The sequence below is a fragment of the Gymnodinialimonas sp. JB5-7 genome (assembly GCF_055693405.1).
Window position 1 is genome coordinate 13,488 of the sequence record NZ_JBVFUX010000009.1, and the last position, 19,097, is coordinate 32,584.

The following is a 19,097-nucleotide window of genomic DNA, read 5'->3' on the forward strand; positions in this document are numbered from 1 at the left end:
ATGGCCAGACCACGAAAATTTCGATGAAGGCGAAGCCCTGCAAAAGATGGTCCAGGTGTTCTGGCGCCACGGCTTCGATGCGACCACCACGAGGATGTTGGAAGAAGCGACCGGGATAGGCGTTCGCGGGATCGCCAACACGTTCGGTGACAAAGAAGAGATATTCTTGAAGGTGCTTGGCGCCTACACTCAGATGGCGCGCGGGGTGGTCGCACACGTCTTCGATCCGCCGCGTCTGGAGGCCGCCCAGATGTTGTTTCAGGGTTTGGCGCAGGCGACGGACGATCCCGATGACGTGACGAACTGCGGTTGTCTGATGGTGAACACGGTCTTTGAACTTGGTCGCGCGAGCCCGCGTGTCCGCGACGCCGTGGAGGCATACCGCTTCATGTGCGCGACGCGTTTCGCGACGCTGCAATCGCGGACGGATTATCCGATCCTGATGCGCGCGCGGAATTTCTTTGGGGCTCTTGTGGGGCGCACTTAGTCAAATACGCTTGATGGGGTCGACAACGGCGCTTGCACCCATGGCGCAGATCGCCGTCGAGACAATCGATGGCTGGAAACGACAAACAGCCTGATCTTACAGAGGACGGCGATTTTGAGCTAATACTGCTCTTGCCGATTGCAGACCTTCGTCGGCTCTGCAGCATCCTTCACGTTGGGCTCAACCTGCCATCAATGCGGCGCGGCATCTGCCAAGTCACAGCCTTGACTTTGGCCACTCGCGGCCCAAAGCCGCCGCTTGCTCAATGGTTGCCTTGCTGTGGTGCGACACGTCAGACCGGCCTTTCGCCGCAGGTGCATTCATTGCCTGCCCTCATACTCACAGTCCACGACATCAAACTGCCATAAAAACGTATGTGCCACATGACGGATCGCCGACTGGTCCTTTCCGTTCGCTGTACTCGCAGCGAACCGTCGCCAATGCCTTACGAGAATAAGCCCTAGCGCCTGTGGAGAGCACCAAGGCCGATCCTGTGGGAGCATTGCTCGACTTGTAGCGCGACGACCCGAGGTCAGGCGGAGACGCCATCCACACGACCGGAGCCGAGGTCCGTGCCAGAAACCATGGACGGAGCTTCGACGCCGAAGGACCAGGCCTGGGCGGGTGCAGTATCGATGGTGAACGTGGTGACAAGTGCAAGTGCTATAATCAATGCAGTAAAGACGTTGGTCATGGGAAAGGGTCCTCCGTTGCGATGTGACAGATATGCGCACTTCCGCCGCGGTTCGCGAGGCAGGAAACCCGACTCTCACATTTTCGCGAAGCGGTTATGGGTGAGAGGCCGTCGAAGTGAGTCAGCGCGCCTGTCGGATTGCGCAACCCTTAGACGATATCTTGCCATTTTGAGCGAGCGCATTCCGCACTATCCCTCAGCGCACACCATGCCGCTCGGCCAGCTTCCGAAGGCTGAGCCCGAACTCATTCAGATGGTCACGCAATATGTGTTCGGGGTGCTATTCCGTCACTTCCACCCGACTTGAAAAAACCCGAGAGGACGGACAAGCTCATCACAACCCAGACGTGCTGAGGAACTTTTGGTTAGGAATTATGATATGGATTTTTTGTCCCGCATCTTGGCGACTGGCGGCCTAGTGGTTCTGTTTACCCAACCAGCAAGCGCATTCGATCCGTCAAATTGCACACAATTTGGCCAAGATAATCGGTTGCCACAGGGAGCCGAAGCGGCGGCAAATCCTGACCCGTTCGTTGATCCAACTGGTTGGTCAGAACGCCTGGTTTGCTTTCTTGCTCCCGATGCAACTCACGGACCGATATATCATTTCTTAGAGCCCATTCCTGGCGATCCAAATGGTGGATTTCGCGCTACATGCCAAACGTTGTGACGGTGATGCGCACCTCTGGCCTTTGGGCTGGCAGGTCGATGACGGGGTGCGGCCCGTTGACGACGGACCAATCGGCGGGCCCAACGTTCGGAGGGTTTTGGTGTCAGGCTGACATCTCTTCAGGTTTCGACGTTCGTTTTGATTTGAGTATTCTCCTATCGGCGACCTCTCGTCTGTAACGTTTTCGATCTACACGACCGAGAGCAGCGTTTTCCAAGGGTCGGACCTTGCTCCTCTTCTCTCCGCGTCGGACAATTTGGTCCTACAAGGTGAGCTTGTTTGCCCGGTGCAGGGATCAGCTATCCTTTGAGCTTTATCAATGATGAAAACCGAATAACGACGGCCGTTCCGGAGCACATGATCGAGCCTGTTCTTTGGCCTTCGCGAAACCGCTGAGGACGTGACTATCTTCATGAACGCGGCCAACGCGAACCCGCCTGTGTCCGCCGAGATCACATTGGGAGCCGCGACGATTGGGCAGGTCTTGAACGAGCCTGGCTCTTCTTGAAACAGTGATCCGCCATGACATTAACCGCTAATAAATGGTACTTTGCAAAAAACTGCGGCGGTCCCTTCTATCTAGTACCCTTCGATAAGAAAATATCTCTGGATCTGAACGCCTTTTAAGTAGGCGGAATGCTAGATCCATTCCCTGGTTTGTCATCGCGCGAAGCGAAAAGCCGGCCCAAAGCCGCCATCCGTGGCGTTCATCTTAGCTGCGATGCGGCTTCCCCGAAGCGGACGTTGGCAGTCTGCGCGAAAATTCGAGGTTTTCAAGAGCGTCTGCGCTGCCGAAAGCCGTCCAATCTCAACGCAAACGAAAGACGCCGGTCGTTGCTGGGTACCTGGTGACGTGCGTGCGGCAGTTCGATGCTCACTGCAATGGCGTCTATGCAGGTGCGCCAAGCATCAAAGCCAACCTGCGCCGCGTCTAAGCCATTTGAACGCTCGCTGGAGCGTCCTTGGCGCCGGTCATAAAAGCGACGGCGTCTGACATGGTGTAGTCCTTTGGGTCCACGACACAAAGCCTGCGGCCTAGTCGATGAACGTGGATACGATCTGCAACTTCAAAGACGTGCGGCATGTTGTGACTGATCAGGATGATCGGAATGCCCCGCGACCGCACGTCCAGGATCAACTCCAACACCTTTCTCGACTCTTTGACCCCGAGCGCCGCAGTGGGTTCGTCGAGAATGATGACCTTTGAGCCAAACGCCGCTGCGCGTGCCACGGCGACGCCTTGTCGTTGTCCCCTGACAGCGTTTCAACAGCTTGGTTGATGTTCTGGATCGTCATCAATCCTAGCTCGTTCAGCTTTTCGCGCGCCTTGGCCTCCATCGCGGCCTTGTCTAACTGCTTCAATATCGTTCCGCGCCAGCCAGGTTTGCGCAGGCTCTCGCCCCATGAACATGTTGTCTGCAATCGATAGCGCAGGGCTGACGGCCAACGTCTGATACACGGTCTCGATGCCGGCATGACGCGCGTCGTTTGGTGAGGCGAAGGTGACACGCTTACCTTCCAGCTCGACCTCTCCTTGGTCGGGCACAACTGCCCCCGACAGCGCCTTGATCAAAGTGGACTTTCCCGCTCCGTTGTCGCCGATCACTGCCAGGATTTCCCCCAGGGTAAAGATCGAAGTCGCAGTTATCGAGGGCTACAACCTTACCGTACCGTTTGGTCAGATTTCTGCCCTTGAGAATGGGTTCCATTACGCGGCCACCTTTCTTGATCCATTGGTCGATGCCGACCGCTAAAATGATGAGCGTGCCGATCAGCATGAACGTCCATTGCGGGTTCACACCAGCCATCCCGAGGCCCAGCATGAAGACCCCCACGATAAGTGCCCCAAAGAAGGCACCCCAGATGGAGCCACGCCCGCCGAACAGTGAGATACCTCCGATCACCACCGCCGTAATCGACTCGATATTGCCCTCGATCCCCGTCGACGCACTGGGCGAGACCGAGGCGAACCGTCCGATCAGTGACCACCCGGCGATCGCTGCAATGAAGCCGGCAAGCATGTAAACCGACATCAGCGTGCGCTTGACGTTCACACCGGCAAGTTCGGCGGCTTCGGGGTCGTCGCCTACGGCGTAGACATGACGCCCCCACGCGGTCGAGGCGCAGCATATAGGCCAGAATGAAGGTAAGCAGGATCAAGGTCAGCACGCCGTAGGTGATCTTGGTCTGCCAGATCAGGTCCAAAAGAAACTGGTCGGTGTCGTTGGGCCTCATACGCTCATAGACATTCTCGCGCAGGCCATCGATCCAAAGGACCAGCCGCGTTCGTTGGGCTTCAGCCCCAGCCATTGCAGCATCGGCGCGTCTTCACGGATGTCGCGGGCGCGGATCGTCTCGTTGCGGGAATAGATGTAGTTGGCCGCGAGCACGATCTGCCAAACGCCCAATGTGGCGATGAAGGGCGGGATCTTGATCCGTGTGACCAGCCATCCTGATAGCGCCCCGATGGCCGCACCGGCTGCAAGACCGCAGGCCACGGCAACGGCGGGAGGGATGCCGTAGCGAAACGTGAATTGCCCCATGATGACCGAACAGAATACCGCGATGGCGCCGACCGACAGATCAATGCCTGCGGTCAGGATCACCAAAGTCTGGGCCAAGGCGAGGATGCCGACAATCTGGATCTGCTGAAACACCAGCGTCATTTGCGGCAGGAACCGCGGCCCAAGCCAGCCGGTAAATATCATGATAGCGCAGCCAAGCACGATCAACGGCACCAACGACGGCGTCTTGTGAAGCGCACTCTGAAACCGCATCAGAAGGGATTTGTTATCCACTTCAAAGCTTGCGACGCTTTGCTCCGCGCCCTTCAGGCCGTCTTCAAAGTTGTCCGAACGCTCCGCCATATCCTCTTGCCCCTGATTGCTGGTTGTCGCGGTCTTGATTTTCGAAGGGCGGACCCTGGCCCGCCCTCCTTTCTCAGCATGGTCGGTGGCACGAAGCCCCGATCACTTCAGCCCCAGCAGAGGTCAGCGCCTTCTTCGACGCCGATGCTTTCCACACCGTCGACGGGTTCAGCCGTTACAAGCGCCACGCCGGTATCAAAGAAGTCCAGGCCGGGCGTATTCTCCGGCAAGGTGCCGTCTTCGGCAAAGGCGGCAATGGCCTCAATGCCGAGCGAAGCCATCAGCAGCGGGTATTGCTGCGAGGTCGCGCCGATCACACCATCGGCCACGTCCGCCACGCCAGGGCAGCCACCGTCGACCGAGACGATCAGGACGTCATCCTGGCGACCAACGGCCACAAGCGCTTCGTAGGCACCGGCGGCGGCAGGCTCGTTGATGGTGTAGACCACGTTGATGTCCGGGTCGGCGGCAAGGCGGGTTTCCATCGCCGTACGCCCACCTTCTTCGTTGCCGGCGGTCACTTCGTTGCAGATGATGCGCTCGTCGGTTTCATCGCCCCACATGCTGGGATCGACCACATCGATGCCAAAGCCGGTCAAAAAGCCCTGATCCCGAAGAACGCCAACGGTCGGCTGGCTGATGGCAAGATCCAGCATTGCGATGCGGGCATCTGCGGCGGCGTCACCCATGGCGCCCGCGGCCCACTCTGACCAATCAGGCCCACCTGCGGCAAAATTGTCGGTGGCAAACGTTGCATCAGCGGCGTCAATCGGCTCCAGCGGCGTGTCGAGCGCGATAACAAGAATGCCAGCGGCACGCGCTTCTTCCACGGCGGGGACGATTGCGGCGGTGTCGGACGCGGTGATCAGGATGCCGGACGCGCCATTCGCGATGCAGGTCTCGATCGCTGCAACCTGGGCTTCGTTATCGCCGTCCACCTGACCGGCATAGGAGTTCAACGTGATTCCCAACTCGGCCGCAGCGGCCTCAGCACCCTGGCGCATCATCACGAAAAACGGGTTGGTATCAGTCTTTGTAATAAGACAGGCGGATACGCCGATGCCCATCCGCCATCGCAGCCCCCGTTGTCGCAACAGTAGCCATCGCAGTGCCGATCAGTAGCTTTTTCACAATGTCCTCCCAAGACAGATTTCCGGCAGGCTCTGCGCCGCCTCATCAGCGATCCCTCCTCAAGGCCGCTGCCCTCAAAAGCCACGATCTCGAACCGGGCTGTCAATTAATTAGTTAACTTTCTTTATTAAAGAGAATGCGCTAGGATGAACCATGAAAAAACGGCATTAGTAGTCGCCAATGGAAGACGGATTGGTCAGATCGCTCAGCTTCGGGCTGAGCCAAAGCGGTGTTCGTGATCATAACGAACGCCTGCTCCTGTCGTTGATCCAACGCCATGGCGGTATGCCCGGAAGTGACCTGTCGCGCCGCGCCGGACTGTCGCCTCCGACTGTCTCAAGCATTCTGCGCAAGCTCGAATCCGATGGGCTGGTGCGGCGCGGTGATCCGGTACGTGGCAAGGTTGGAAAACCGTCGATCCCCATGCACCCTCGATCCTGAAGGGGCTTTTTCCTTCGGCCTCAAGATCGGGCGCCGCTCGGCCGAACTTGTGCTAATCGATTTCACCGGCGCTGTACGCCACGAACGTCACCTGACCTATATGCGCCCCACACCCGCAGAAATCTTCGCCTTCGTCGAAGACGGCGTCGAAAGCATCGGGGCGGAACTGAGCCCACCCCACCGACAACGCATCTGTGGCTTCGGCACTGCCGCTGCCTTCGGAGCCTGTGGAATGCAAAAAACGCCAACCCGGGTGATATCTTTTCCGAGTGGCAAGGCGTCGATCTGAAGGACCAGCTTGGAGACCGGATCGACCTACCGGTCTTACAACTGAACGACGCCACCGCCGCCTGCCAGGCCGAACATACGTATGGGCGCGGCAAGGAATTCCAGGATTATGCTTATTTCTTCGTCGGGGCCTATATCGGCGGCGGCATTGCCCTGGACAATGCCGTCTACGAGGGCCGCCAAGGCAATGCCGGCGCGCTGGGGTCCCTGCGCAGCATTGGGCCCAATGGCGAAAGCATGCAATTGGTCGACATGGCTTCCATCCATCAGCTTGAACGTCGGCTGCACGAAGTCGACATGGACCCACGCCAGCTTTGGACCGATCCCGAGAGTCGGCGCACGTTGGCGCGTTACGTGGACCCCTGGCTGGGGCAAACGGCCCAGGAACTGTCCAAAGCGGCCCTGTCTACTTGTTCCGTCATCGATTTTGAGGCGATCCTGATCGACGGTGCCTTCCCCGATCACATTCGTGATGAATTGGTCGAACGGGTCAGACGTTACGTCGTCACCCAGGATACGCGCGGCCTGATCTGTCCGCGCATCGAAGCAGGCAGTATCGGAAAAAAGCCCGCGCCATTGGCGCGGCAGCGCGTCCTATCGGAACCCAGTTCTTGCTTTAGCGGAATTTCCTTCGCTTGGCAGAGTTGTGCGAACTTGCGGTTGCTGGTTCGGCGTTGGGTCAAATCTCAAGTCAATTCGAGGTCTGCACTAACTCGCGACAGGATCTGCTTGGTGTCTGTGTCTCTAGGGTATTGCTTTTCGCATTTAGTAGGTTGGGCTCGTTCCAGACCTCGAATGAGGCGCAGCATCCTGTGATATGCTGCGTCGTCAACGTCGGGTTGTCGTTGTGGGAGGGCATGGCGGATTGGAGGATCAGTCATGGAAACACAAAACCTACCTGCCATTCGTGCGCTGCGGCCAGCCTGGAATAAAGGCCGTATCGTTGGTCAAATGCGGCCTCTTAAGCCGAAGCAAGTTTGGGCAATCCGCGTTCGACTTGAACTGGCCGAAAACCATCGTGACCTAGCGCTGTTCAACATGGCGATCGACAGCAAACTCCGCGGGTGTGATCTCGTGAGCATGAAAGTGGTGGACGTTATGGCGTCTGGCCAAATCAAAGAACGTGCGTCAGTGTTGCGGTGCAAAACACAGAAGCCCGTGCGATTTGAGATATCCGAGGGCACACGCGTGCCTCAGTCGGAAAGTGGATGGAAGACGAACTAATGGTTGGCTCCGAGTACCTTTGGCCTGGCCGCTTCCACGAGCGCTTGCATATCTCAACACGACAGTATGCGCGGATCGTCCGAGATTGGGTCACATCAATCGGTCTTGAGGCAAGCGCATAAGGTACGCATTCGATGCAGAGAACAAAGGTGACACAGATCTACAAGAAGACTGGCAACTTGCGGGCGGTTTAGCTTTTCCTTGGTCATACCAAGATGGAAAGCACTGTCAGGTACCTGGGCGTCGAACTGGAGGATGCGTTAGCCATCGCCGAGGCGATTGAAATCTAGCAACTTCGGGCCGTCTTCAAGGACGGCTCCTTAGCGGACATCCAGTTGGGGATCACCTTGCTGGAGTGCGGCCGGTAGAAGGAAACTTTGGCTGTGATCACGACGTTCACGTTTTTTCATGTCACCTGCTATCCAAGATCCGATTGCCCTCGACTGCATTGGCCGCGGACAACGGGTTATGGCTTGTCTCGATAACAGAGCCGAGAAGTCAGGCAGCACTGCTAAAGAAGACCGCCCTATCGGAGCATCTGCACCATGGCTTCGGAAATCTTTCTGTTTCCAACCATCGCTGACCGGCCAACATGAAGGGTAGTCTCGGTGCAGCCTACCCTCCACTCTCAGCAAGCTAAGCCACGGTGCCCATGACAAGTATTGGCCGTCTCTCGTCGGAGCTACCCGGCAAACGCACATGTGAAAAAGGCCCTCGCAAGGAGGGCCTTTGAATTCTTAGCAACACGGTGCCGTCAGATGCTATTCAGCACCTTATCGACCGTTTCACGAACTTCGGCTTTCGATTTTCCCAGCTTTTGCTGCAAAACGCCTTCCATCTGTTCACGATCGCCCTTTGCGGATTCCAGGTCATCGTCGGTCAGATCTCCGTAGCTTTCACGGAGCTTGCCTTTGATTTCGGTCCATTTGCCTTCGATTTGGTCGCGGTTCATAGCGGTTCTCCTTGGGGCGTGGTTGCGGTTTCGTGGAACGGTCGGGTCAGTTCGAAGCGATATCGTCGTTTTCCGGCGGCGTTATTTCGATGCCAGGCACGGTCACGGTCTCTTCGGTGATTTCGACCGAGCCGACCTCAGCGTCGAATTCCGGCAGGTTGCCGCCTTCAACGGTCACGTTGGGCAATGCGGCCTCTTCGGTCTGATCGATGTCGATCATGTAGATGCCGACAACGGCAACGATCGCGGCGATTGCAATGGCGAGAATGGTTCCGGTTTTCATGTGTCAAACTCCTTCGTTTCTGGTGGGTTAACGGCCTCAACGGCAGAAGGTTCCAAAAATTTTCGAATGATAACAATTGCGTAAAAGAAAGGGGCGAACGATCACGAGGTCAGACCGTTCGCTCCTTTTCGCATCGCTTGATGCCAGTGGTGTCAGCTTCGTCCACTTCGGCCCGCGCCAAGAGCGAGATGACGAACAGGACGATGAATACGAAGAATAGGATCTGCGCGATCCCAGCGGATGCGCCAGCGATCCCTCCAAAGCCGAAAGGCCGCGATCAACGCGATGATCAGAAATGTGACGGCCCAGCGTAGCATGGTGTGTCTCCTTATCGATTACACACCCTCAACCCTTGTCCTCGCCATTGGTTCCAGGAAACCGTCAGAAGATCTGCAATTTAGTTAATAGGGTCACAACGTCCTCGGTCCGGAAGGGCTCATCAAGCAGATGGAGACCGAGTTTGGACGCGTCTTCGGTCCGATGTCCGACGTCAAGGAGTACAAGCGGCGTGCCACTTCTCAGCCACGCGTCGAATTGCGGAGCATTCAAGGTACGTTCAAGGCCACCCGGCGCAATGACCAACGCGGCTACATCTTCCGTGATTGCGGCAAAGTCGCTGTACACCGCAGCGTCCCGCGCCCCTGCATTCATCGGGATGTCGCGCAAATCCTCGGCCACCAAAACGTTGGAATGCACGATGATACGGCGCATCCAGCCGCCCTGTCGGTGGGTCCACAGCCTTCTTTGGGGCTGCTGGGGCGTCCTTTCATCGTCCCATTTGGAACGATTTCAGTCGCCGTGCATTAAACTGGGACATAGCAACGACGAAAGAGAGTCATGGTTACTGATTGTGCAAATTGCCCGCTTCACCGAGCGCGAGGCCTACGACACTCTAAACAATGAAGAAATCGCCTTCATGCGACGTTTCAAGGTGGGCGAGGTGAAAGTCGATCCTGGTACGACCCTGCTGATGGAGGGCTCAAACAGCCCGCAATTGTTCACGGTTCTGAAAGGTATGGGCCTGCGCTACAAGCTCTTACCCAATGGGCGGAGGCGGGTTGTGAACTTCGCGCTGCCCGGCGCATTTACTGGAGCCTTCAGGCCGGTGTCATGGGGGAGATTGAAGCATTCCGTGGAGGCAACCACGCCGATGGTTTTGTGTGTCTTCGACCGTGCCGAGTTGTGGAACCTCTATAAATCCGAACCTGAACGCGCGTTCGACCTGACGTGGCTATCCGCGATGGACGAGCACTTTCTGGGTGAGGCTTTGGCCTCAATCGGCCAGATGAGGCGCGATGGAGCGGATGTGCTGGGGTTTGCTGCGTTTCTATGCCCGTTGTGATGATGTGGGGCTAACCGATGGCGATCGGTGCCCGTTCCCCTATCGGCAGCAGGACCTTGCCGATGCTTTGGGCTCCGTCGGGCCTGTCCACCTGGCGAACAAGACCTTGATGAAGTTGCGGGAAAAACAAATCCTGTCGCTCGAAGACGGGAAACTGGGCCTGCACGACCGCGAGCAAATGGAAGAGCTTGCCTGGATCGAAATTGCACTCGTGACCATCGCTGCGTCGACCGTTGATCTGACATGCGTTAGAAGGACGGCATGGAAAAGGGGCCGCCCGGCAACCCTGGTGCGGCCCTCTTTTGTGGCTTGTTTACTGCGTGGCGACGCTTTCTTCGGGCACGCCTGCCGCTTGGTCCTCCGGCGGGCACGCCGTCGCGCCAAGGAACGCGGTGAGTGGCGAAAATGGCCGCCGCGCCGACGGCAATGGCGATCCCCCAGAGCGCGGGTTTGTGGCGGCGGGCTTGACGGTCAAGGTTGGTATCGGGTGCGGACATGTTGTCTTCTCCTTTCTGGTTCAGTGAAGCTAACGCGCAACCTCAGGTTACGCAGTTCCTATTCGTTTGGCCCTAATCCCTTCTTCCTCGATCTCCGCTTTGACCTGGCCCCATGCGAGCAATGCGAAGACCAGCGTGCCACCGACAATGTTGCCCGCCAAAAACAGGAAGGAAGAAACCAAACAGCGCGGGTTGGGCCCGGCGAGGCTCGCCTTGCAGGATCAACACCCACATCTCGACCGAACCTGCGATGATATGCGTGAGAATCACCCGCGGCGATGAGCCAGGTGAAGATGACAATCAGCACGACCTCGCCACCGATTCTCGGCCCGGCACCGTCCAGACGATGGAGGCGACCAGAATGCCCGCGGGGATGGCGCGCAGCAAGCCTTCCGAGGGCGCTGGAGCCAGTTGCGTAGATCTCGATAGCCCGTTGATGGTTGCGAGAAGGTCGGGCGCGATCCCTGTGGTCTGCGTCATAAAGGCCGCCGCAACAAGCGCGCCGATGATGTTGGCCACAAGCACGATGCTCCACGACCGTAGCGACGGCTGCCTGCGGCACGTGCTGGAGCGTTCCGCAGCAAGCGGCAGGATGGTTGTGCCCAGTCGTATTCTCGGTGAACAGGCTGCATCCGGCCAAGGATCACAAGGAGGAAGCCGAAGCTGTAGCCGAGGTTCTCAACAAGGAAACGCCACGGTGCAGTGCCCGGCAGGTAGGTGCAGAAAGATCGCCTCCCCCAGAACCGAGAACGAGATCAGGATACCAGCGGCGACCTCGCGGACCAGATCAAGGAACGGGTAGGGCGCTCCAGCTCTTCTTCGCCGTCGCGTCGGATCGCCCTCGTAAATCAGTTTGGAACTGGCGCGAGGTTGCCTCGCGAACGGCCATCTCTTCGCGCATCCGGGGGATCCTTTACGTTCCCGCCCCGGGAAACGCGCACCACCCGCTGAGAGTTCCCCAACCGACCTGCGGAACCTCGGGACCGGGGCTGCGGGTTGATTGTGGAAGAGAAAGGAATGTCACTCATGTCTGACACATTGAAAGTCATCCCCACTGCCGACGACGTTTCTACGGGCGTCCGCAATGAAGTCGCTGCTGCCGAAGGCCAGCTCGCCGATGTTCTGGCCGACACCTATCGCATGACGCCTCCAAAACGCATGCCTACCACTGGAACGTGACCGGCCCGGCGCTTTACTCGGATCCACAAGCTGACGGACGAAAGCAAATACGAGGAAGGCGCGTTCGCGGCAAGCCGATGAGCCTGGCCGAGCGTATCCGCGCCCTCGGCGAACTGGGCCCCGATGCGCATGAACGACGTCATGAAACGATCGCGCATTGAGGATCTAGAAGAGACGCCGTCTGCCCGCGAGATGATGGAAGACCTCGCAAGCGACCATGAGAAGCTGGCACACCGCCCGCACGCGCTGGTCGAGTTGGCAGGAGGCCACAAGGACCCCGTGACGGAAGACCTCGCAAACCGAGCGCAGCGCGTTCCACGAAGAAGCCGCGTGGATGTTGCGTCACAGCCTGCCGATTGATTGACAGCGCCCGCAAACACGAAAGCCCCGACCGCTTGGCCGGGGCTTTTTCGTGCGAAGCTCTGTGTGTCTCGGCTTAAGCGTCGACGCCCATACGCTCGGTTGTGGCGAAGAACATCGCTTGGCTACACCGCGGCGCGGACCTGATCCTCGGAATAAGGCTTCGTAATCAGGAATGCAGGCTCGGGCCGCTCTCGCCCGTCAGGAAGCCGTTCCGGGAATGCCGTGATGAAAATGACCGGTCGATCCCCGAGATCAGCCAACAACGCGTTCACCGCCGCCGATGCCCGAGGATTTGTCCGCAAGCTGAATGTCCGCAAGGATCAGATCCGGCACCTTTGCACTTACCCTTCGCGATCGCGTCGTCGCGGGTGCGGGCCACGTCCTCGTCACAGCGTGCCCCATATCGGTGACGATGGATTTCAGATCCATCGCGATGATCCTCCTCATCCTCAACGATGAGAATGTCACCGGCAACCATATCGCCCATCTCGGACATGGCGCGCCGAAACAAGGTCCTCCGCCTCACCCTGCGAGACATCCATGATCCGGGCGATGGCTTCGAACCCAAAGCCCTCAACCGTGTGCAGCAACAAAGCCTCACGTGTGTTGGCGGTTAGCTTGCCAAAGTGTACCTGCGCGCACCTCAGCAGGTCGGTGTTTTCGCCCTCATCCGCACTGGGTGAGCCCGAACTGGACCAGATACCGTGGAAGATGCGGAACAGTCCAACCTTGGTAGACGGGTCGTCGGCAACGGTGGACGGGTCTGCAACAATCGCTTCCAACGTGGCCATAGCGTAGCGGTCGCCTGTATCCTGCGCGCCCGTCAGCGCGCGCATACCGGCGCAGGAACGGCAAATCTTCCATCAAATCAGTGCTCAGATCCCGCGTGTTTTCGGTAGATCCCATGCTAACTTCTCCTCGTGCACATTTTATTGGGAACTTTTTGCGCGCTGATTGGTTCCCACCAAGACGACAATTTTTTCGGTATCGGTGAGACATGGCCTCAGACAGCAAGAAATCCAGAGTGGAACAGCAGATCGATGAGAACCTGAAACGCGTCTACGACGATGCGATGAAAGATGAATTGCCCGACCGGTTTCTCGACTTGATTGCCCAACTCAAGGCAAACGAAGGGGCCGCAAAAAATGACAAATGATCCCGCGACGAGATCGTTGAGCATCTTACGTCGCTGCGGGCATTTGCCCGTTCGCTGACGCGCAATCACGCGGCCGCCGATGATTTGTGCAGGACACGGTCGTCAAAGCATGGTCGAACATCGAGAAGTTCCAGGCTGGCACAAATATGCGCGCCTGGCTGTTCACCATCCTGCGCAACACGTTCTATTCGTCCCGCCGCAAGGTGAAGCGCGAAGTTGCGGACGTGGATGGAGCGATGACGGCGCAGGCTCTCGGAAAAACCGGCCTGACGGGCGGCTTGCCATGAAGGATTTCGCCGTGGCCTTCGCCGAGTTGCCAGATGAACAGCGCGAGGCGTTGCTTCTGGTCGGCGCATCCGGCTTTTCCTACGAGGAGGCCGCCGACATGTGCGAATGCGCTGTTGGCACGATCAAAAGCCGTGTGAACCGGGCCCAAGCGTTTGGCCGAGCTTCTGGAACTCGATGAAGACGATGCCCTGGAATTGACCGATGCAGCCACGGTGGCTGTGATCTCGGGGCCAGCCGCTGCATGAAGCCACTCCAACGCCTGTGGAACAGCGTCACGTCGCTCAAATCGCGGTTGGCGCTGTTCTTGAGTCTTGCCATCCTGCCGCTTGGGATGATTGCCGTGGTCCAAACGGCCGCCGTCGTGCGCGATGCCCGGACACTTGAACAGTTTAATATTTTGGCACGGACGGCGCAGGCGGCCAGCACCGAGCGTGCATTGCTGCGGCGTGCCCACGGTGCAGCCTCAGCCCTTGGGGCAAGTGCTGTTGAAGCGGCCGATGACCCGTTTCTTTGTGAGCGTATCATGCAACGGTTCGTCGACCGTGCGGCAGCCTACGCATTTGCCAGCTTCACAACAGCGGACGGCCAAACGGCGTGTTCTTCCACCGGCGAAGAGATGGACCTTTCTGACGATCCCGTTTGGCTGGACTATATCGAGCGTCCGACGCCGACCGTTACAATCGGCCTTGATATCGAGACCGGCGACCAGTCGCTTTTGACGGTTGTCTCACCGATCTTCGACTCTGAGACCGGTGCGTTTCTGGGTGCAACCTCTGTCGCGCTGCCACACAGCCTGACCGACACGCTTCTGGCCGCACAGGTCGAGGAAGTAGACCTCGCCCTTATAAACGAAACGGGAGAAGTCCTGTCGGCCAGCACCGGAATTTTCGATGCAGGCATCTTCGAGGCCCTCGACCTTGAACGGAAACGCTCGCGCTTTCGCCGCGTGGCGTGACGTTCAACATCACCCTGCAAGACGGATCGGAGCGGTTGGCCGCTCTGGTCCCGTTGATTGAAGATCGCGTCTACGTGGTGGGCCTTTGGAATGGATCCATCCAGAACTACTCCGTTCCCATTTTTGGACCCTCACGCCGCTATTCCCGGTTCTGATGTGGATCGTGGCATTCGGGATTGGGTTCTTGGCCCTAGACCGTTTGGTTTTGCAGCACTTGCGTGAAATCCGGCACCGAATGGTGGCGTTCTCTTTCGACGATCCGGGATCTGGCTTCGCAACGCTCGACAACCCGCCTGCTGAATTCAAGCAGATCGCGGAAACCTACAATCGGATGATCGGCAGGATGTTGGCCGACCGCGCCGACTTGGCCGAAAGCCTTGAAGAAAAAGAGCTACTGCTTCGCGAGGTGCATCACCGGGTGAAGAACAATCTACAACTGTTGCATCCATCCTGAACATGCAGATGCGCAGTGTGCCAGACGGCGATGCGCGCCGCGTACTGCGCCGCGTCCAAGACCGTGTGATGAGCCTCTCGACGATCCACAAGGCGCTTTATACCGGCACGACCTTGGCGCAGGTGCGTGGCGACAAATTGCTGAGCGAGGTTGTTCAGGCCTCGTTCAGTGCAGGCATTCCTCAAGGCAGAGGTCGTCACCTCGCTTGAGTTGGATGAGGTCAATCTTGACCCGGATCAGGCCGTGCCCCTGGCGCTGCTTGCCAATGAGACGGTGACCAACGCCATCAAGTATCTGGGCAGACCGGAGGCCTCTGGGCCGCCCTCGATTACGGTGCGCCTTACGGCAAATGCAGACCGCGACATCAGCCTGTCGGTCGAAAACACGCTCGGCGATGCCGTGCAGGACGAGATGGCCAGTGACGGAACCGGCTTGCGCGCGCTTGGTGGAGGCCGGGCGCAACCTTGGCGGCACGTCCGAGGTGTTCCAGGATGCCGAGATTTACCGGTTCGAGGCGACATTTACCGCCTTCGCGGAGGTGGCCGAACACGATGAAGAGGACGCGGCGGATGTGGAAACAAACGCAGCGTGATCGATGATGACCCGAACTCCAAAGACGACCCAAGCCCGGTCCGTGACCTCGACGTTTTATTCACGGCAAGTGAGGCCTTTCCCGCATTCGAAACCCTGTGCCTTTCCGCGAAGTCCAAGATTTGCGGGTGCTTTCGTGTGTTTGATCCAACGACTGCGCTTCACAGTGACGCCGCGCGCGCGATCGGCACCACCTGGTTCGACCTACTTCTCCACCTGCGAACAAGGGCGTGGAAATCGACCTAACCGTCAGTGACTTCGACCCGATCATCGCCACGGCAGACCACCGACGGTCGTGGCAGACGGCGCGGCAATGGCGGCTCTCAATGAATTGTCGACCGGGGCGCCACTGCGCTTTGCCATCGTGATGCATCCGGCCCGTGTAGGCTACGTGCCGCGGCGCGTTTTGCATTCCAAAACGGCGGACGAATTGGAGCAGACGGATGCCGATCCGCTGACACCCGGATTGGACGGAGTTGAGCCGGATGATGACTTGCCGATGGTGCCCGCGACCCATCACCAAAAGCTGGCCGTCATTGATGACGAGGCGCTTTATATCGGTGGGCTGGATCTGAACGATCGCCGTACGATACGCTTGACCATGACCAGCCCGCCGTGGGCACCTGGCAAGACATTCAAGCCATCGCCCACGGTCCGGTTGTGCAGGCCGCTTCCGCGCATCTGGCCAGCTTCCGCGCTGTGACCGAAGCCCGGAGGATCCGCCGCCGCAGGCCCCCGGTTTCGCGCACGTTGTCGTCGAAGCGCGCGCAGGACTTGATCCATATCGCGCCCAAGCCCGTGGTGAATGAGATCGAACAGACCCACCTGGATGCCGTCGCGCGATGTCGGGGCCTGATCTATCTGGAGACGCAGTTCTTCCGTCACAAGCCGTTGGCACAGGCACTGGTCGATGCGGGCCACAAACGCGACGAACTGGCCTGCATCCTGATCCTGCCAGCCGCACCGGAGGACGTCGCCTTTGAGGGGAACGAAGCCGAGGACGCGCAGTTTGGTGCACAGGTTCAAATGGACGCCCTGGACATTCTGCACGATGGCCTCGGTGACCGTCTTGCGCTCGCGTCCCCCGCTCAAACACGGCCTGCGACCGATGCCCGGCGGCCGTGCTACACGACGCGCCTTTGATCTATGTCCATTCCAAGCTTTCCTGCTTGGTCAGGACGAGGCGATCCTGTCCTCCGCAAACCTCAAATGGACGCAGTTTTCGTTGGGACACGGAGGCCGGCTTGCACCTCACCGAGCGCAGGCACGTCGCGCCACTTTGGCCGCGTGCGTTCGACCATTGGCTTGGGCCCGATGCGCCGGATCCCACCGACAATCCCTGCGCCGTGGTGGATCAGATCAACGCCCTGCTCAGGCAGGCACGCGATACACCGCCCCAGGACAGACACCACTTTTTGTTGCCCTTTGATCCCGAGGCACAGGCGCGATTGAAAGCCGTTGCCCTTTGTCCGACGAAATGGTCTAGGCGGAAAAACCACCTGCAGAGGAGAATTGTTGGAACCTTCGGGCGCCTCAACCGTTGCCTCACCACAAACAAGCACAAGCAGATGAGACGCGTTGCGCGTTCGGCCTCGCCGGATGCGTCCGGAGGACCTTTGTCCAAAGCCCGCGCAGTCTGCCGCGAAACCGAAGGAGTTTGACAATGACACGCTCGACAGCGTCGAAGTGGCCGACACGGCCAAGGACACCGCAAAGGAGGTGGCCGAGACCGCCAAGGCAAACGCGACCGTCAAGGCCGAAGCCGCCAAGGAAGAAGTTGCCAGCCGCGTTGCCGAACAAGCCGACAATTTCCGCGAAGCCAGCACCGCATTTGAGGGCAATGATCTTGCCTCGGACGCCGTGAAGTATCTGGGCGACAACTTGGCCCACGCAGCCTCTGCCGTGCGCGATATGGATCTGTCGAACATCCAGCAGGACGTGACGCACTTTGCGCGCCGCAATCCGCTCGTGTTCTTCGGTGGCGCGGCCGCGCTGGCTTCCTCGCCGCCCGCGCGATGAAAGCATCCGAACGCAACGGCGCCATCGCGTCCGCGCCGGACCGGCACAATTACCCGGGCGTTCCTGAAAACCAGGCCGCCTATCCGGATCAGAACGGCCGCCGGTGGGGGTATTCGTGATGTACCCCGATCCGGAAACCGGGCGCGGCACAGCGCACCTTGTGACAGATGTGGTCAGTCAGATTGGCCGCATTCTGCGCAAGGAGGCGGCTTTGGCCAAAGCGGAGGTGGGTGAGAACCTGTCCCGTGCAGGGGTCGCAATCGGCCTTGTTGTTGGCGCGCTCGTTCTCGCCCTCGTGGGTTTGGGTGCGCTGGCGGGTGCTGGCGTTGCTGCCCTCGTTTCAATTGGTTGGGCGGTTCACTGGGCCGCGCTGGCCGTTGGGGGAGGCATCGCCTTTGTCGCGGCAATTCTCGCCGCAAAGGGCATCCATGACCTCAAACCCAAGCAGTTGTTGCCCAATCGCAGCATCGCAAACGTCAAGCAAGACGTCGCCCTGATGAAGGAGCAGATCAATGCCTAGCCCCAAGCAGATCGAGACCGAATTGCAGGCAGAGCGCGATGTTTTGCGCTCGCAGCCGACGCAACTTGAGGCGCAATTCGCACCGGCGGAACTGGTCGCGCGCGCCACCGGCCTTGGGCCAGGCTGGCGAAGGTGCGGTCAAATCGGCACGGCGCAACCCCGGCCCTCTCGCGGTGACCGGTGCCGGTCTCGCCCGGCTGGCGCTGAAAGCCGCCACACGCAACGCTGGCCCCCGCGTGGCCTATGACGAAACCTCTCACTCAACGGTGGGTGGGCTGCGGCAAGAGACGCCGCCTATGGCGGGCTTCGACGCCCGTGTGGCGGCTGCTGACACTGCCATCAAAGCCGATCAACCCGACAGCATTCTGGAAGGAGACCTCTCCATGACCGACGACACACATACCAACACCCGCTTGGACGCCGCCAAAGAGCGTCTGTATGACACCGCCGACAGCCTGCGCGCCCGTATCGAAGATGGCCTCGACGGCCTGCCCGATGGCGCCAAGGACCGCATCCGCCAGGCCCGCGAAGCGGCGATCTCGGTTCACGCCCGCGCCGAGGCGGAAGCCGCACGTGCAGCACAGGTCGCCCGGACCACCGCGCATGACAATCCGCTGCTGGTCGGTGGGCTTGCTCTGGCCGCCGGTGCGGCGCTGGCGATGATGTTGCCGCGCACGCAGGTGGAAGACCGTACCA

General features: G+C 59.1%; 21 protein-coding genes and 8 pseudogenes. 17 read left to right on the forward strand and 12 right to left on the reverse strand.

Annotated features, from left to right (window positions below; translation table 11 throughout):
* Positions 1-55 precede the first annotated feature (55 nt).
* Complete coding sequence (locus ACZ1HK_RS07325; RefSeq protein ID WP_472628149.1) at positions 56-487, forward strand: TetR/AcrR family transcriptional regulator; 432 nt, start codon at positions 56-58, stop codon at positions 485-487.
* Positions 488-1,019: 532 nt separating this feature from the next.
* Here the strand turns inward: ACZ1HK_RS07325 and ACZ1HK_RS07330 are convergent.
* The 4 genes and pseudogenes from ACZ1HK_RS07330 to ACZ1HK_RS07345 form a co-directional block, all read right to left on the reverse strand.
* Positions 1,020-1,181 (reverse strand): hypothetical protein, encoded by a 162-nt coding sequence (locus ACZ1HK_RS07330; protein ID WP_472628150.1) that lies wholly within the window; start codon positions 1,179-1,181, stop codon positions 1,020-1,022.
* 1,601 nt (positions 1,182-2,782) lie between these two features.
* A pseudogene (locus ACZ1HK_RS07335) lies at positions 2,783-3,560 on the reverse strand (ATP-binding cassette domain-containing protein).
* Positions 3,561-3,572: 12 nt separating this feature from the next.
* Positions 3,573-4,718 (reverse strand): annotated as a pseudogene (locus tag ACZ1HK_RS07340) (ABC transporter permease); the annotation flags it as partial.
* 107 nt (positions 4,719-4,825) lie between these two features.
* Positions 4,826-5,849 (reverse strand): annotated as a pseudogene (locus tag ACZ1HK_RS07345) (substrate-binding domain-containing protein).
* A gap of 180 nt (positions 5,850-6,029) precedes the next feature.
* Between ACZ1HK_RS07345 and ACZ1HK_RS07350 the strand changes: the two are divergent.
* Together ACZ1HK_RS07350 and ACZ1HK_RS07355 are read left to right on the forward strand one after the other, a co-directional pair.
* Positions 6,030-7,198 (forward strand): annotated as a pseudogene (locus tag ACZ1HK_RS07350) (ROK family transcriptional regulator).
* Positions 7,199-7,457: 259 nt separating this feature from the next.
* Positions 7,458-8,092 (forward strand): annotated as a pseudogene (locus tag ACZ1HK_RS07355) (tyrosine-type recombinase/integrase).
* Positions 8,093-8,556: 464 nt separating this feature from the next.
* Here ACZ1HK_RS07355 and ACZ1HK_RS07360 read toward each other — a convergent pair.
* The 4 genes and pseudogenes from ACZ1HK_RS07360 to ACZ1HK_RS07375 all read right to left on the reverse strand — a co-directional run bounded on the left by ACZ1HK_RS07360 (position 8,557) and on the right by ACZ1HK_RS07375 (position 9,748).
* A complete protein-coding gene (locus ACZ1HK_RS07360; RefSeq protein ID WP_472628151.1) occupies positions 8,557-8,754 on the reverse strand; it encodes a CsbD family protein in 198 nt (65 codons plus the stop codon).
* 46 nt (positions 8,755-8,800) lie between these two features.
* Positions 8,801-9,037, reverse strand: a complete 237-nt coding sequence (locus ACZ1HK_RS07365) for a hypothetical protein (protein WP_472627359.1) — start codon at positions 9,035-9,037, stop codon at positions 8,801-8,803.
* Between the two features lie 109 nt (positions 9,038-9,146).
* Positions 9,147-9,354, reverse strand: a pseudogene (locus tag ACZ1HK_RS07370) (DUF1328 domain-containing protein).
* A 64-nt stretch (positions 9,355-9,418) separates the two neighbouring features.
* A complete protein-coding gene (locus ACZ1HK_RS07375; RefSeq protein WP_472628152.1) occupies positions 9,419-9,748 on the reverse strand; it encodes a hypothetical protein in 330 nt (109 codons plus the stop codon).
* 205 nt (positions 9,749-9,953) lie between these two features.
* Between ACZ1HK_RS07375 and ACZ1HK_RS07380 the strand changes: the two genes are divergently transcribed.
* Positions 9,954-10,379, forward strand: a complete 426-nt coding sequence (locus tag ACZ1HK_RS07380; RefSeq protein ID WP_472628153.1) for a Crp/Fnr family transcriptional regulator — start codon at positions 9,954-9,956, stop codon at positions 10,377-10,379.
* Between the two features lie 797 nt (positions 10,380-11,176).
* On the opposite strand, the gene ACZ1HK_RS07385 is transcribed toward ACZ1HK_RS07380, so the two are convergent.
* Positions 11,177-11,395 (reverse strand): hypothetical protein, encoded by a 219-nt coding sequence (locus tag ACZ1HK_RS07385; protein WP_472628154.1) that lies wholly within the window; start codon positions 11,393-11,395, stop codon positions 11,177-11,179.
* Between the two features lie 507 nt (positions 11,396-11,902).
* Here ACZ1HK_RS07385 and ACZ1HK_RS07390 point away from each other — a divergent pair.
* Together ACZ1HK_RS07390 and ACZ1HK_RS07395 are read left to right on the forward strand one after the other, a co-directional pair.
* Positions 11,903-12,055: a hypothetical protein gene (locus ACZ1HK_RS07390; RefSeq protein ID WP_472628155.1), complete on the forward strand. Its 153-nt coding sequence runs from the start codon at positions 11,903-11,905 to the stop codon at positions 12,053-12,055.
* Between the two features lie 141 nt (positions 12,056-12,196).
* Positions 12,197-12,415 (forward strand): ferritin-like domain-containing protein, encoded by a 219-nt coding sequence (locus tag ACZ1HK_RS07395; RefSeq protein ID WP_472628156.1) that lies wholly within the window; start codon positions 12,197-12,199, stop codon positions 12,413-12,415.
* Between the two features lie 125 nt (positions 12,416-12,540).
* Here the strand turns inward: ACZ1HK_RS07395 and ACZ1HK_RS07400 are convergent, their stop codons facing one another.
* Genes ACZ1HK_RS07400 through ACZ1HK_RS07410 form a run of 3 tightly spaced genes read right to left on the reverse strand, consistent with a single transcriptional unit; the run spans position 12,541 to position 13,254 of the window.
* The gene (locus ACZ1HK_RS07400) at positions 12,541-12,678 is read right to left on the reverse strand and encodes a hypothetical protein (RefSeq protein ID WP_472628157.1); all 138 of its coding nucleotides are present in this window, start codon (positions 12,676-12,678) and stop codon (positions 12,541-12,543) included.
* A complete protein-coding gene (locus ACZ1HK_RS07405; protein ID WP_472628158.1) occupies positions 12,671-12,847 on the reverse strand; it encodes a hypothetical protein in 177 nt (58 codons plus the stop codon). Before ACZ1HK_RS07405 ends, ACZ1HK_RS07400 begins: the two co-directional genes overlap by 8 nt.
* A 35-nt stretch (positions 12,848-12,882) precedes the next feature.
* Positions 12,883-13,254 (reverse strand): sigma factor-like helix-turn-helix DNA-binding protein, encoded by a 372-nt coding sequence (locus ACZ1HK_RS07410; RefSeq protein WP_472628159.1) that lies wholly within the window; start codon positions 13,252-13,254, stop codon positions 12,883-12,885.
* A 188-nt stretch (positions 13,255-13,442) separates the two neighbouring features.
* On the opposite strand from ACZ1HK_RS07410, the gene ACZ1HK_RS07415 reads away from it, so the two are divergent.
* The 11 genes and pseudogenes from ACZ1HK_RS07415 to ACZ1HK_RS07465 all read left to right on the forward strand — a co-directional run.
* Positions 13,443-13,574, forward strand: coding sequence for a NepR family anti-sigma factor (locus ACZ1HK_RS07415; protein WP_472627355.1), 132 nt, complete (start codon positions 13,443-13,445; stop codon positions 13,572-13,574).
* 33 nt (positions 13,575-13,607) lie between these two features.
* Positions 13,608-14,107 (forward strand): annotated as a pseudogene (locus ACZ1HK_RS07420) (RNA polymerase sigma factor).
* Entirely contained in the window at positions 14,104-14,817 is a 714-nt protein-coding gene (locus tag ACZ1HK_RS07425; protein ID WP_472628160.1) for a hypothetical protein, read from the forward strand. Before ACZ1HK_RS07420 ends, ACZ1HK_RS07425 begins: the two are co-directional and overlap by 4 nt.
* A gap of 214 nt (positions 14,818-15,031) precedes the next feature.
* Positions 15,032-15,271, forward strand: coding sequence for a hypothetical protein (locus tag ACZ1HK_RS07430; protein WP_472628161.1), 240 nt, complete (start codon positions 15,032-15,034; stop codon positions 15,269-15,271).
* A gap of 2 nt (positions 15,272-15,273) precedes the next feature.
* Entirely contained in the window at positions 15,274-15,480 is a 207-nt protein-coding gene (locus ACZ1HK_RS07435) for a histidine kinase dimerization/phosphoacceptor domain -containing protein (protein WP_472628162.1), read from the forward strand.
* A gap of 209 nt (positions 15,481-15,689) precedes the next feature.
* Positions 15,690-15,863, forward strand: a complete 174-nt coding sequence (locus ACZ1HK_RS07440; protein WP_472628163.1) for a hypothetical protein — start codon at positions 15,690-15,692, stop codon at positions 15,861-15,863.
* Positions 15,864-16,175: 312 nt separating this feature from the next.
* Positions 16,176-16,565, forward strand: a complete 390-nt coding sequence (locus ACZ1HK_RS07445) for a hypothetical protein (RefSeq protein ID WP_472628164.1) — start codon at positions 16,176-16,178, stop codon at positions 16,563-16,565.
* Complete coding sequence (locus ACZ1HK_RS07450) at positions 16,523-17,005, forward strand: phospholipase D-like domain-containing protein (protein WP_472628165.1); 483 nt, start codon at positions 16,523-16,525, stop codon at positions 17,003-17,005. Before ACZ1HK_RS07445 ends, ACZ1HK_RS07450 begins: the two co-directional genes overlap by 43 nt.
* A gap of 435 nt (positions 17,006-17,440) precedes the next feature.
* Complete coding sequence (locus ACZ1HK_RS07455; RefSeq protein ID WP_472628166.1) at positions 17,441-17,881, forward strand: hypothetical protein; 441 nt, start codon at positions 17,441-17,443, stop codon at positions 17,879-17,881.
* Positions 17,882-17,999: 118 nt separating this feature from the next.
* Positions 18,000-18,401, forward strand: a complete 402-nt coding sequence (locus ACZ1HK_RS07460; RefSeq protein WP_472628167.1) for a phage holin family protein — start codon at positions 18,000-18,002, stop codon at positions 18,399-18,401.
* 65 nt (positions 18,402-18,466) lie between these two features.
* Positions 18,467-19,097 (forward strand): annotated as a pseudogene (locus tag ACZ1HK_RS07465) (hypothetical protein); the annotation flags it as partial.